12 protein-coding genes are annotated in these 12,832 nt (G+C 65.5%); 8 read left to right on the top strand and 4 right to left on the bottom strand.

Annotated elements, in window-relative coordinates; genetic code table 11:
• The first annotated feature begins 2 nt into the window (after nt 1–2).
• The 8 genes from ccoN to ccoS all read left to right on the top strand — a co-directional run bounded on the left by ccoN (nt 3) and on the right by ccoS (nt 8,906).
• Complete coding sequence (ccoN, locus tag F791_RS0104810) at nt 3–1,490, top strand: cytochrome-c oxidase, cbb3-type subunit I (protein WP_018138217.1); 1,488 nt, start codon at nt 3–5, stop codon at nt 1,488–1,490.
• Nucleotides 1,491–1,508: 18 nt separating this feature from the next.
• Nucleotides 1,509–2,243: a cytochrome-c oxidase, cbb3-type subunit II gene (gene ccoO, locus F791_RS0104805; protein WP_018138218.1), complete on the top strand. Its 735-nt coding sequence runs from the start codon at nt 1,509–1,511 to the stop codon at nt 2,241–2,243.
• Between the two features lie 29 nt (nt 2,244–2,272).
• Nucleotides 2,273–2,491 (top strand): cbb3-type cytochrome c oxidase subunit 3, encoded by a 219-nt coding sequence (locus F791_RS0104800; protein ID WP_018138219.1) that lies wholly within the window; start codon nt 2,273–2,275, stop codon nt 2,489–2,491.
• Nucleotides 2,488–3,411, top strand: a complete 924-nt coding sequence (gene ccoP / locus F791_RS0104795) for a cytochrome-c oxidase, cbb3-type subunit III (protein ID WP_018138220.1) — start codon at nt 2,488–2,490, stop codon at nt 3,409–3,411. The genes F791_RS0104800 and ccoP overlap by 4 nt, the downstream gene beginning before the upstream one ends.
• 160 nt (nt 3,412–3,571) lie before the next feature.
• Nucleotides 3,572–4,972, top strand: a complete 1,401-nt coding sequence (gene ccoG / locus F791_RS0104790; RefSeq protein ID WP_019592260.1) for a cytochrome c oxidase accessory protein CcoG — start codon at nt 3,572–3,574, stop codon at nt 4,970–4,972.
• Nucleotides 4,973–5,248: 276 nt separating this feature from the next.
• On the top strand, nt 5,249–6,076 hold the full coding sequence (locus F791_RS0104785) for a FixH family protein (protein WP_018138222.1): 828 nt from the start codon (nt 5,249–5,251) through the stop codon (nt 6,074–6,076).
• A 15-nt stretch (nt 6,077–6,091) separates the two neighbouring features.
• Nucleotides 6,092–8,653 (top strand): heavy metal translocating P-type ATPase, encoded by a 2,562-nt coding sequence (locus tag F791_RS0104780; protein WP_018994504.1) that lies wholly within the window; start codon nt 6,092–6,094, stop codon nt 8,651–8,653.
• 31 nt (nt 8,654–8,684) lie between these two features.
• Entirely contained in the window at nt 8,685–8,906 is a 222-nt protein-coding gene (gene ccoS, locus F791_RS0104775; protein WP_018138224.1) for a cbb3-type cytochrome oxidase assembly protein CcoS, read from the top strand.
• A 291-nt stretch (nt 8,907–9,197) separates the two neighbouring features.
• On the opposite strand, the gene rpoH is transcribed toward ccoS, so the two are convergent.
• From rpoH to ftsY, 4 genes are all read right to left on the bottom strand, one after another.
• The gene (gene rpoH, locus F791_RS0104765) at nt 9,198–10,067 is read right to left on the bottom strand and encodes an RNA polymerase sigma factor RpoH (protein ID WP_018138225.1); all 870 of its coding nucleotides are present in this window, start codon (nt 10,065–10,067) and stop codon (nt 9,198–9,200) included.
• Nucleotides 10,068–10,170: 103 nt separating this feature from the next.
• Nucleotides 10,171–11,100 (bottom strand): ABC transporter permease, encoded by a 930-nt coding sequence (locus F791_RS0104760; protein WP_018138226.1) that lies wholly within the window; start codon nt 11,098–11,100, stop codon nt 10,171–10,173.
• Nucleotides 11,097–11,768: a cell division ATP-binding protein FtsE gene (ftsE, locus tag F791_RS0104755; RefSeq protein ID WP_018138227.1), complete on the bottom strand. Its 672-nt coding sequence runs from the start codon at nt 11,766–11,768 to the stop codon at nt 11,097–11,099. The genes F791_RS0104760 and ftsE overlap by 4 nt, the downstream gene beginning before the upstream one ends.
• Nucleotides 11,765–12,817 carry a signal recognition particle-docking protein FtsY gene (gene ftsY / locus F791_RS0104750; protein ID WP_018994506.1) on the bottom strand — a complete coding sequence of 351 codons (1,053 nt, stop codon included), beginning with the start codon at nt 12,815–12,817 and terminating at the stop codon, nt 11,765–11,767. The genes ftsE and ftsY overlap by 4 nt, the downstream gene beginning before the upstream one ends.
• Between the last annotated feature and the right edge of the window lie 15 nt (nt 12,818–12,832).

Below are 12,832 nucleotides of genomic sequence, written 5' to 3'. Positions count from 1 at the left end.
TCATGTCGCAAGCAGCCACTACGGCGGGTTCCGTACCCGCAACGTCAGTCGCTTCAACCGAGCAGTACAACTACGCGATCGTCAAGCGTTTCGCGATTGCCGCCGTCCTCTGGGGCGTGTTTGGCATGGCGGCCGGGGTCTGGATTGCCTCGCAGCTCGCGTTCCCGTTCCTGAATTTCGATATCGCCCAGATCACCTTTGGCCGATTCCGTCCGGTACATACCACGGCGGTTATCTTTGGTTTTGGTGGTAATGCCCTGTTTGCGACGTCGTACTATGTCGTCCAGCGCACCTGTCAGACACGGCTGTACGGTGATTCGCTGGCGAGCTTTACCTTCTACGGGTGGAACCTGGCGCTGATCCTCGGCGTGATCACCTACACCATGGGGATCACCCAGGGTCGCGAATACGCCGAGTTCAACTGGCAGATCGACCTGATCATCCTGGTCGTGTGGGTGGTCTACTTCTGGATCTACCTGCAGACCCTGCTGCGCCGGACCCAGCCGCACATCTATGTGGCGAACTGGTTCTTCATGTCGTTCATCCTGGCGACAGCCCTGCTGCACATCTTCAATAACCTGGAAGTGCCGGTCGGCATCTTCCACTCGCACTCCTACCCGCTGTTCTCCGGCGTGCAGGATGCGATGCGTCAGTGGTGGTACGGCCATAACGCGGTGGGCTTCTTCCTGACCGCGGCCTTCCTCGGGATGATGTACTACTTCGTGCCCAAGCAGGCCGGTCGACCGATCTACTCGTACAAGCTGTCGATCATCCACTTCTGGGCGCTGGTGTTCCTGTACATGTGGGTGGGCGCGCACCACCTGCACTGGACCGCCCTGCCGGACTGGGTCTCCACCCTGGCGGCGACCTTCTCCATCCTGCTGCTGCTGCCCTCCTGGGGTGGCATGATCAACGGCATCATGACCCTGTCGGGGGCCTGGGATAAGCTGCGCACCGACCCGATCATGCTGTTCCTGATCACCGCGCTGTCGTTCTACGGCATGTCGACCTTCGAAGGTCCGATGATGTCGCTGAAGAGCGTGAACGCGCTGTCGCACTACACCGACTGGACCGTCGGCCACGTGCACTCCGGTGCGCTGGGCTGGGTGGCGATGATCACCTTCGGTTCGCTGTACCACCTGATCCCGCGTCTGTGGGGCGTCAACCTGTACAGCCTCAAGCTTGTGTACGTGCACTTCTTCCTGGCGACCATCGGGATCGTGCTGTACATCACCGCGATGTGGGTGGCCGGTATCGGTCAGGGCCTGATGCTGCGTGCCTTCGACCAGTACGGGAACCTTGCCTACACCTTCACCGAGTCGGTGGTGTTCCTGCATCGTCCGTATGTGGTGCGTGCCATTGGTGGCGGGTTCTTCCTCGCCGGCATGCTGATCATGGCCTGGAACGTCGCCATGACTGTCCGCATGGGCATCAAGTCCGAAGCTCGCGAGCGTGAAGAAGCCCGCGCGGCCGAAGCCCGCACGGCCTGATAGGGAGAGACTAGATCCATGAAGCACGAAAGCGTTGAAACCAATGCCGGCCTGCTGATCATCCTGACGCTCGCGGTGATCAGTGTGGGCGGCCTGGTCGAGATTGTCCCGCTGTTCTACATCGACGACACGATCGAAGAAGTAGACGGCGTGCGCCCGTACACCCCGCTGGAGCAGCGCGGGCGTGACATCTTTGTCCGCGAGGGTTGCTACACCTGCCATTCGCAGATGGTGCGCCCGTTCCGTGACGAGATGCTGCGCTACGGCCACTACTCGCTGGCAGCGGAGTCCAAGTACGACCATCCGTTCCAGTGGGGCTCCAAGCGTACCGGGCCGGACCTGGCGCGCGTCGGTGGCAAGTACTCCAACGAATGGCAGGTCCAGCATCTGATTGACCCGCAGTCGCTGGTGCCCGAGTCGATCATGCCCGGTTATCCTTGGCTGGCGACCACGCCGCTGGACTACTCCGATGTCGCGGCGCGCATGCGTGCCCTGAAGCGCGTCGGCGTGCCGTACTCGATTACCGAGGAAGAGTACGAGGCCAATGTCGAGAAGTTCGGCGAACAACACGCCCGGATGTTCGACATCAACAACGCCGAAGAGATGCTGATCGAGCAGGCGCAGGCCGAGAACTTTGACGGCGACTCCTCGTTCATCTCCGAGATGGATGCCATGGTGGCCTACCTGCAGGTGCTCGGCACCATGGTTGATTTCAGCGAATACGACGACGGCCACTTCGCCGAATTCCGTTAGGGAATTCGGCCCGGCCAAGGTTGGGAGACATGGCAGCAGCCTGGGAATGGATTACGGATCTCGGCAACAGCAAGATGTTTGCGCTGGTGCTGTTCATGAGCACGTTCATCGGGATCGTGATTTACCTGTTCGCCAAGCCGAGCCGGGCCAAGAAGTTCGAGACGTATCGCTACATTCCTCTGGAAGAAGATGATTCGCACCTGGAGCCCACGGCCCGGCGCGACAAAACCGAGAGCGAAAAGCAATGAGCACACAGGACAACCGCGATAAGAACCAGGTCGAGACCACCGGGCACGTCTGGGACGGGGACCTTCAGGAATACAACAACCCGCTCCCGCGCTGGTGGCTGTGGGGCTTCTACGCCACGGTCGTGTTTGCGCTGGTCTACTGGCTGATCTATCCGGCCTGGCCTATCGGCGACAGCTTCACCAAGGGCTTTGCCACCATCACCTACGAGGTGAACGGCGAAGAGCGCACCACGCACTGGAACACCCGTGCCCTGCTGGCGCGCGACATGCAGACCGGCGAGTACGCGGTGCGCCAGCGCGAGATGCTGGAGCAGGTCGCCAGCCAGGACTACGAGACGATCCTGGCCGATGCCGACTCCATGAGCTTCGTCAACGCGTACGCCCAGGGTTCCTTCGGGACCTGGTGTGCGGCCTGTCACCAGGTCGGCGGCGCGGGTGTGATCGGGCAGTATCCGAACCTGCGCAACGACCACTGGAAGTGGGGCGGCACGGTCGAGCAGATCGAGCACACAATCCGTGAAGGTCGTCTGGGCTACATGCCGGGGTATCGCGACACGCTGACCCGCGATCAGATGAACGAAGTGGCGGCCTACGTCCTGTCGCTGAATGATTACGACGTTGACTCCGACATGTCCGATGCCGGCGAGCGGATTTTCGCCGGCATGGAAGGCGGCTGCTTCCAGTGCCACGGTGAGGATGGCCAGGGCCTGGCCTCACAGGGCGCGCCGAATCTGACCAACAACATCTGGGGCCTTATCGACGTGCAGGGTGCGGAGAGTGACTCCGAGCGCCTGCGCCTGGTGGCCAACTTCGTCCGTGATGGCATCCAGCGCGAGATGCCGGGATTTGCCGACCGCCTGTCGGACGACGAGATCAAGATGCTGACGGCGTACGTCCATTCGCTGGGCGGCGGTCAGTAAACGCATTGCTCCCGGGGTTCACCAGCGGGTGAGTCCCGGTTCGCACTACAGGGGTTCCGCACGGGTTTCTTGACGGCCGTCCGGGCCCCTGCTTCCGTTGGGGAGACACTCCCTCGCACATGGTGGTGTGCGCACGCCGGGTTCATTCCCGGGAGGATTCATGGCGCAAGGCCAGCCAATCTACGAGGCTCGCATTCCGATCCACCCGCGATCGGTCAAGGGCCGTTTTCGCAACCTCAAGACCGGGATCCTTCTCCTGGCCTACGGGGTGTTCTTTGGCCTCCCCTGGCTGCGCTGGGACCGAGAATACGGTCCGAGCCAGGCGGTGCTGTTCGATATCCCCAACCGACAGTTCTTCCTGTTTGATCTGGTCGTCTACGCCCAGGACATCTTCTGGCTGGCGGGCTTCCTGGTCGTCGCGGCGCTATTGCTGTTCTTCGTCACCGGCGTGCTGGGTCGGGTCTTCTGTGGCTATTTCTGCTTCCAGACGCTTTGGACCGACGTGTTCATGTACCTGGAGCGCAAGATCCAGGGCGAGCGGCCGGCCCGTCTCCGCCTGTCCAAGCAGCCCTGGAATGTCGAGAAGCTCTGGAAACTGGGCGCGACGCACCTCTCCTGGCTCCTCGTCGCCTTTGCCACGGGGCTCGGCTTCGTCCTGTACTGGGCTGATGCCCCGACTCTGGCACGCGACTTCTTCAGCGGTGATGCCCGGTTCGCCGCGTACGTGACTGCGGGCCTGCTGACCGCCACCACCTATACCTTTGCCGGGTTGGCGCGCGAACAGGTCTGTACCTTCATCTGTCCGTACGCCCGATTCCAGAGCGTGATGTTCGATCGCGATACCCTGATCGTTTCCTATGACCAGAACCGCGGCGAGGGCTCAGCGGGTCGCGCGAAGGTGAAAGCGGGCCTGAAGACCCGAGAGGAGCGACAGGCGGCCGGGGTCGGTGACTGCATCGATTGCGGGTACTGCGTCCAGGTGTGTCCTACAGGGATCGATATCCGCGATGGGCTGCAGGTCTCGTGTATCCACTGTGCCCTGTGCATTGATGCCTGCGACACCATCATGGACAAACAGGGCTGGCCCCGCGGCTTGATCGGCTATTCGTCGGAGCGTGAGCTCGAAGGCGGCAAGACCCGCTGGCTGAAGGGCAAGACGCTTGGATACGGGGCGGCGGTGCTAGTGGTCGTCGGTGCGCTGGTCTTCAGTATCCTCGAACGCCCGCCGGTCGATGTGAACGTCAACCAGGTGCGACAGCCGCTATTCGTGCAGATGTCCGACGGTCGGGTGCAGAACAGCTACGAATTGCGCCTGAACAACGTCTCCGACCAGGAGCTCGATTTCACGCTCGATATCGATGGGCTCGAGGGCGCGACGCTCGACCTGGGCCAGGTCGAGCAGATCCGGCTTGAACCCGGCCAGCGGCTGACCGTACTGGCCCGCATACGCCACGACGTGGAGGCCGGGGCGGATTCGCCGCTCCGCTTCTATTTCGTGATCCGCGATCGCGAGGGACGGATCGACCCGGTCGAGGCCGATGCCCGCTTCAGCCACCGCTGACCGCGCGGCCAGGGAAACGCTGAAATATCGGCGTTTCCCTGCGGCACATGGACGTGCCGCCGGAAATCGACCACCGCAGGTGGTTGATTCCGAAGCAAGCTGCAAATCCCTTTGCTCGTGCAAAGGCCGAAAGACGGTGAAGCGCCGCGTGCGGCTCTGAAAGCCAGGACGGCTTTATTGAGCGCTTTTATAAGATACGACAATCCGGCTGGCGAAACTGGCGCGCCGCCAACCGAGTGATACCCTGCTGCGCCGGAACGACACGATGAAGACATCATGAGCAATCTCGTCATCTCCCTTGGACTGGGCAGCGCCGCGCTCGCGCTGCTGTTTGCGCTGATCTACAAGTTCACCCGTCTGCGCGCCTACAACACGGCCGCCGTGGTGGTGGCGATCATGCTGTTCGTGTTCATCCCGACCTCCATCCTCACCTGGCAGGGCGCGGATGTGTTCGCGATCCATCTCGCGCTGTACATCATCGTGCCCTACGGGCTGGGCATCATCCTCACCCAGAAGGAGGCGGAAGCCGAGGACGGACAGAAGGGATCGTTCAGCCTGCACTGGGCCCCGCTGGTGATTGTCGGCTTTTTTACGATCATCGCGTCGGTCCAGGCGGTCCTGATCACGCTCGCCCACAACGGCATGCCGGAGCGCTTTATCGGCACCCTGCTGCCCGAGCCCGAGACGCCGGCCGAGCGCGTGACCTCGGCCTTCCCCGGGACGGTCGGCGGCATCCAGGAGCGCGACGAGGCCCTCGCCGTGCACCGCATGACGCGGCTCCAGGAACAGCGCGAACTGGGCTGGCAGGTGCGCCAGGGCTGGGTGGAAACCCCGGTCGAAGGGGAGAGCGCCACCTTCCAGGTGGAAGTCCTGGATGCCGAGGGGCGTCCGATCTCCGATGCCGATATCAGTGGCCTGTTCATGTGGGTCGCCGACGAACGCCGCGACCAGGCCTTCGAGATGCAGTCGATCGGTGAAGGGCTCTATCAGGTCGAGCTGTCACTGCCATCGCCGGGGCGCTGGGACCTGCGCTTCCATATCGAACACGACGGCCAGCTGGTCGAACAGCAGGCGCGCACCCGCGTTCGCGGCCAGTCCAGCTAATCTCGCCGACCGCCGGTGAGCGGATCACGCCCCGAGCCCGATTCCACGGCCACGCCCGCTGACACGGGTGGTGGCTGTTTTCACTGTGGTCTGCCGATTCCGGGCGGTGCGCATTACCCGGTCCTGTTCGAGGGACGCGAGCAGTCAACCTGCTGTCCCGGCTGCCAGGCCGTCGCCGGCGCGATCATCGAGCGCGGCCTGGGCGCTTACTATCACCATCGTCCGGCGCCGCCCGGGCAGGCCGGCGAACCCCTGGTCCCCGACGAGCTGCGGGAGCTCGAACTCTTCGATACCGAGGCCGTCCAGCGCTCGTTCGTGACACCGGCATCAGACGCCGCCACCAGCGGCGGCCCCCGGCTCGAGGCCGCACTGATCCTCGAGGGGATCACCTGCGCCGCCTGCGTCTGGTTGAACGAGCGCCATGTGCAGTCCCTGCCGGGCGTGATCGCCTTCAGCATCAACTACTCGACCCATCGCGCCCGCCTGGTCTGGGACCCGGAGCGCATCGCCCTGTCCGCGATCCTCAAGGCGATCCGCGATATCGGTTACCACGCCCACCCGTACGATCCGGGCACCCGCGAGAAGGCGATCGCCCGCGAACGCGGTGTGGCGCTGCGCCGGATCGGGGTGGCCGCGCTCGGCATGATGCAGGTGATGATGCTGGCCCTGGCCATCTGGCTGGGCGAGGACGACGCCCAGCACGCCGACCTGATGCAGTTCATGCGCTGGGTGGCAGCGGCCCTGACTACCCCTGTGGTCTTCTACTCGGCTATCCCGTTCTACCAGAGCGCATGGCGCGATCTGCGCCAGCGAAGGCTCGGCATGGATGTTCCGGTGAGCCTGGCGATCATCGTGACCTACTTGGCCAGTCTTTACGCGGTCCTGCTCGGGACCGGCGAGCATGTCTACTTCGAGTCGGTCGTCATGTTTGTCTTCTTCCTGCTGACCAGTCGCTACCTCGAGTTGATCGCGCGACAGCATGCGAGCCAGGCCATCGATCGCCTGGATCGACTGGTGCCGGCCCTGGCCCATCGACTGGATGCCGGCGGCCAGGAGGAGCCCGTGGCCCTTGGCGACCTGAGCCCCGGCGACCGTGTACGCGTCCGGCCCGGAGAGTCGGTCCCGGCCGATGGCGTGGTCGCCCAGGGGCGTTCCACCATTAACCGTGCCTTGCTGACTGGCGAACCGGATCCCGAGCCGGTTGCCGCGGGCGACGAAGTCGTGGGCGGCACCGTCAATGTCGATGGGCCGCTGGTCGTGGAGGTCCGCCGCGTCGGCGCCGAGACCACGCTGGCCGCGATCCAGCGCCTGCTCGATCGCGCGCAGAGCGAGAAACCCCGGATCGCCCGTCTCGCCGAGACCGGGACCGGCTGGTTTGTCGGGGCGGTCCTGCTCCTGACCGCCCTCGCAGGCCTCGTCTGGTATGCCTGGATCGACCCCAGCCGGGCGCTGTGGGTGATGGTGGCGATGCTGGTCGCCACCTGTCCCTGCGCATTGGCGCTGGCAACACCCGTCGCGCTCACCGCGACCACGGGCACGCTGTCACGCCTGGGGCTCCTGGTAACGCGCGGCCGCACCCTGGAGGCCCTGGCGCGTGTCGATACCGTCTGCCTCGACAAGACGGGCACCCTGACCGAGGGCCGCCCGCGCCTCGTGGCACAGCAGGATCATGTGGCGCCGCCACCAGGGCAGGACTGGCGCACGTGGGCCGCGGCGCTGGAGGCCCATTCGGAACACCCTCTATCGCGGGCCTTCCGTGAGGCCGTGCCCGCCCCCGGCGTGGCTGCCCGGGCCGTCCATAACGAGCCGGGCAGTGGACTGGTCGGCCAGATTGACGGGCGCGAGGTGGCGATCGGGGGGCGCGGAATGCTGTCGCAAGCGGACCCTCCGGCCGCCGAGGCCCCGGCGGATAGTCCGTTCGCCTCGCCGGTCTGGCTGGTGGTGGATGGTCAGCCGGTTGCGACCTTCTGGCTCGCCGACACGCCACGACCCGAGGCGGCCGAGACGGTCGCGACGCTGCGCGCGCGCGGGCTCGAGGTGATACTCCTGACCGGCGACCGTCCGGAGGCGGGGCAGCGCTTCGCTGAGCACCTGGGTATCGACCGGTTCCATGGCGGCCTGACGCCGGAGGACAAGCTGCGCCATGTACGCGACCTCCAGGCTGAGGGCCGCACCGTGCTGATGGCCGGGGAGGGAATCAACGACGCGCCGGTGCTCGCGGGGGCGGATGTCTCCCTGGCCATGGGTGGTGGTACCCGTCTGGCGCAGACCCAGGCCGATCTCGTGCTAACTTCCGACCGCCTGGATCGGTTGCCGGAAGCACTGGATCAGGCCCGCCGCACGACGCGAATCGTGCGCCAGAACATTGCCTGGGCCATCGGCTACAATGCAGTCGCCCTGCCGTTTGCCGCTGCCGGCCTGCTCACGCCCTGGCTGGCCGCGTTGGGGATGTCGATGAGTTCCCTGCTGGTGGTGGGCAATGCCCTGCGTCTGCGTCCGGGGCGCGACCGTGTGGCCGCTCCGCGCGAGCACGCCAGTCGTGCGCCTGCCGAGGCGTCTGCCTCGCCCCCGGGTTGAGGCTCGGCGCAGGACGAGTAGACTGGTCGCCATGTCGATTCTTTACCTGTTGATCCCGCTGGCGATGCTGTTTGCCCTGGTCGTGGGGATGGTCCTGCTGTGGGCGATACGGTCGGGTCAGTACGATGACCTCGAGGGTCCGGCGCACCGTATCCTGATGGATGACGATGATCCGCGGATCCCGACTACCGAAGACGACGAGAAGGACCAGACTTCCAGGGAGACGCAGCGCCCGGAAGACCGACCGCGCTGATCCGGAAACTTGCGCCGGGGCCTCCTGCCGCTTAACCTTTACCCATTCTTAAATCGATGTGTGTTGAGGGCTTTGGCTATGCGTGAGTGGTTTACCTTTGCGAACTTCCCGTTGACGTTCACTGCCGCCCTGATCATCTGGTCCTGGATCAGCTTCTTCTCGGTGATCCTGTTCGGCGGCTGAGCCAGGGATTCCCGTGCGCCGCGTGAGCGGCGCCGGAAGCCATCAAAAAGGCCCCGATCGCATAAGCGGTCGGGGCCTTTTTCGTTGGGGGGTTGCCTAGGTAGCGAATCAGTCGGCGAACGCGGTGCGGATGCGCTTGATCGCGTTGTTCTCGATCTGTCGGATGCGCTCGGCGGAGACGCCATACTCGGCCGCCAGTTCATGCAACGTCGCTTTGGGCTCGCTCATGTAGCGGCGCGCCAGGATGTCGCGGGAGCGTTCGTCCAGCTCGCCCAGAGTGCTTGCCAGCCGCTCCTGGTAATGGCGGTCCCAGTCCTCGTCCTCGGCCACCTGCGCCGGGTCGTCGCTCATGTCCTCGAGGCTCAGCCGCTGGGCCGGGGCCAGGTAGCTGTGCTCGTCGTCGCTATCGGGCGCGGGATCAAAGCTCGCGTCCTGACTGGACAGGCGCCGTTCCATCTCCCAGACGTCATTCTCGGATACCCCGAGGTCCCTGGCGACCGCCGAGACCTCGTCGTTCGACATCCAGCCGAGGCGCTGCTTGGCGCTGCGCAGGTTGAAGAACAGCTTGCGCTGCGCCTTGGTCGTCGCCACCTTCACAATGCGCCAGTTGCGCAGGATGAACTCGTGGATCTCGGCGCGGATCCAGTGCACCGCGAACGAGACCAGGCGCACCCCCTGGTTCGGGTCGAAGCGCCGCACGGCCTTCATCAGGCCGACATTACCTTCCTGGATCAGGTCGCCCAGGGGCAGGCCGTAGCCCTGGTAGCCGCGGGCCACATGCACGACGAAGCGCAGGTTGTGCAGGATCAGCTGGCGCGCCGCGTCCAGGTCGCTGCGTTCTTGCAGCGACCGGGCGAGTTCGCGCTCGTGTTCCGGGTCCAGAACCTCGATCCGGCTGACCGCCTGCATGTAATGGTCCAGGTTCCCGACGGGAACGGGCAGGTCTGCATGCACGGTTGCCAGGGCCTTGCTGTTCATCGTGATGGATGCCTCCTGAGAATAAAGCCAGAGATTAGCACTCGTTTCAGTAGAGTGCTAAACCCGCTGAAAGTTCCGGGAGTTATTGCTGTTTCGCATGCGCTCAAGGCGCGTCGCGCAGCGCGTGGCCGCTGCCCAGTCGGGCGCCCAGCCAGCCCAGTATCAGGCCCACCACGATCAGGCCCAGCAGATCCCCGGCATGCGGCAGGCGCAGGGTGAACTCCAGGTCGAATGCGGCAGCCGCCTCGGTCAGCGGTTCGCGACTCAGCGCGACCCCCACCAGCAGCAGGATAACGCTGAAGACACCCCCACCGAACCCGGTCAGCACACCCCCGTAGAGCGACGGGCGGCGCAGAAACCGGTGGGTGGCGCCACTGATGCGCGAGATCGCGATTTCTTCCTGGCGCTCGCGCAGTTCCGAGGCGGTGGCGAGCGCCAGGATCAGTACGGCGCCGAGCCCCAGCAGCGCGGCAACCACGGACAGGATGCGCAGGCCCAGCTCGTGCAGGCTGTTGAGTTGGCGCACCCACTCGTCGTCGGCGACTACCCCGGCCTCGGGCGCCAACGCCCGCAGGTCGTCACGCAACGCCGCCACCGTATCCGGCTGGGTGCTGGCGGGAACGACGTCAATCACGTCCGGTAACGGGTTGTCCTCCAGCCAGTCGAGCAGTTCCGGGTCCGGCAGGCTGTCGCGGTAGGCACCCAGTGCGGTGTCGGCGTCGATGCGCTCCCAGCGAGCGACACGTTCGTCATCGTCCAGCGCATCCTCGAGCCGCCCGGCCGTCTCTTCGTCGACATGATCGAGATAGAGCGCGATGCGCGGGTCGTGGTCGACATGCGCCGACAGGGCGCGCGCGTTGTCCAGCAGGACCCAGAGATAGGCAGGGAGCGCGAGGATGAAGCCCAGTACCGCGATGGTGATCAGGCTCAGGACCGGGGCCTGCAGTCGCCGGCCAAGACTGCGCCGGGCGGCATCGCGGTGGCTGTCCAGCCAGGCCGGTAGGGCATCAATCAGGCGGCGCCCGGGTCTCATGCGCTCGCCCCGCCGCGAGCCTCGATGCGGCCATTTTCCAGGTGCAGCACCGGTTTGCCCATGCGGCCGATCAGTTCCTGGTCATGGCTCGCGATCAGGGCGGTCATGCCGACGCGGTTGAAGTCGTCGAACAGCGCGAGGATCTCCTCCGAAAGGGCCGGGTCCAGGTTGCCGGTCGGCTCGTCCGCAAGCAGCAGTACCGGCCGGTGCACGATGGCCCGGGCGATGCCGACGCGTTGCTGCTCCCCTGCGGACAGGGTGCGCGGGTTGACCGTCTCCTTGTGCAGCAACCCGACCTTGTCCAGCGCCGCGCGCACCCGCTTGCGCATCTCCGGGCGACGGTAGGCCAGGATCTCCAGCGGCAGGGCGACGTTGTCGAACACGGGGCGGTCGAACAGCAGGCGGTGATCCTGGAAGACCAGGCCGATGCTGCGGCGAAAGCGCGGGATGGCCCGAGCCGACAGGCGGTCCAGTTCGTGCCCGTTCACGCGGATGCGGCCGCGGGTCGGGCGTTCCAGACCGGCGATCAGGCGCAGCAGCGTACTCTTGCCGGCCCCGGACGGGCCGGTGACAAAGGCCATCGCGCCGGCATCCACGCGCAGGCTGACATTGGACAGCGCATCGGCCGCGCTGCCAAAGCGCTTGGTTACGCGCTGCAACTGGATCATGCCGACTGGCTATCCTCGCGACCCAGGAGAGCGCGCACGAACGCGCGGGCATCGAAGCGCTGCAGGTCTTCGGCCTTCTCGCCCACGCCGATAAAGCGCACCGGTACCCCCAGTTGCTCGGCCAGCGCGAACAGAACGCCGCCCTTGGCGGTCCCGTCCAGCTTGGTGACCACGATCCCGTTCAGCCCCAGGGCCTCGTGGAACTGCCGTGCCTGGCTCAGCGCGTTCTGGCCGGTGCCGCCGTCGACCACCAGCAGCACCTCGTCCGGGGCGCTTTCGTCCAGCCGGCCCATCACGCGCTTCACCTTGCGCACTTCGTCCATCAGGTTGGTCTGGGTGTGCAGGCGTCCGGCGGTATCGGCGATCAGGATATCGGTCTTGCGCGCCTGGGCGGCCTGGAGGCCGTCGTAGACCACGGAGGCCGAGTCGGCCCCGGTCCCCTGGGCGATTACCGGGACGCCATTGCGTTCCCCCCAGGTCTGCAGCTGTTCCACCGCGGCCGCGCGGAAGGTGTCCCCGGCGGCCAGCAGCACCGAGCGGCCCTCGTCCTTGAAGCGATGCGCCAGTTTGCCGATCGTGGTGGTCTTGCCAGCACCGTTGATGCCGACCACCAGGATCGAAAACGGCCGCTCGGCCTGCGGGATATCCAGCGGCCGCGAGACCGGTTCCAGGATCTCCACCATCGCGGTCTCGAGCGCGTCCATCAGCGCGTCGGCGTTGTCCAGCTCGCGCCGTTTTACCTCGCGGGTGATACGATCCATGATCCGCTGGGTCGCATCCAGGCCGACATCGGCCAGGAGCAGGCGCTCTTCCAGTTCCTCGAACAGCTCGTCGTCGATCTTGCGCCGGAACAGGCTCTTGAGGTCGCCGCCGAGGGCCTGGCCGGTCTTGGCCAGGCCCTGGCGCAGGCGCTGGAACCAGCCGCCACGGGCCGGTTGCGCGTCGGGTTCCGGCTCGGGCGCCGCCGCGGTTTCCGGCGGGGCCTCCGGCGTGGTATCCGGGCTGGGCGTGGCGGATTCTTCGGATTTCTTCTTGCGGAAACCGAACATGTTTCAGGTGGTCCA

Origin of the sequence: Thioalkalivibrio sp. ALRh (genome assembly GCF_000381425.1) — a bacterium.
In the GTDB taxonomy this organism is placed as follows: Bacteria; Pseudomonadota; Gammaproteobacteria; order Ectothiorhodospirales; family Ectothiorhodospiraceae; genus Thioalkalivibrio.
Note: the sequence above shows the minus strand (reverse complement) of the source record. Positions and strands in the feature narration are given on the sequence as shown.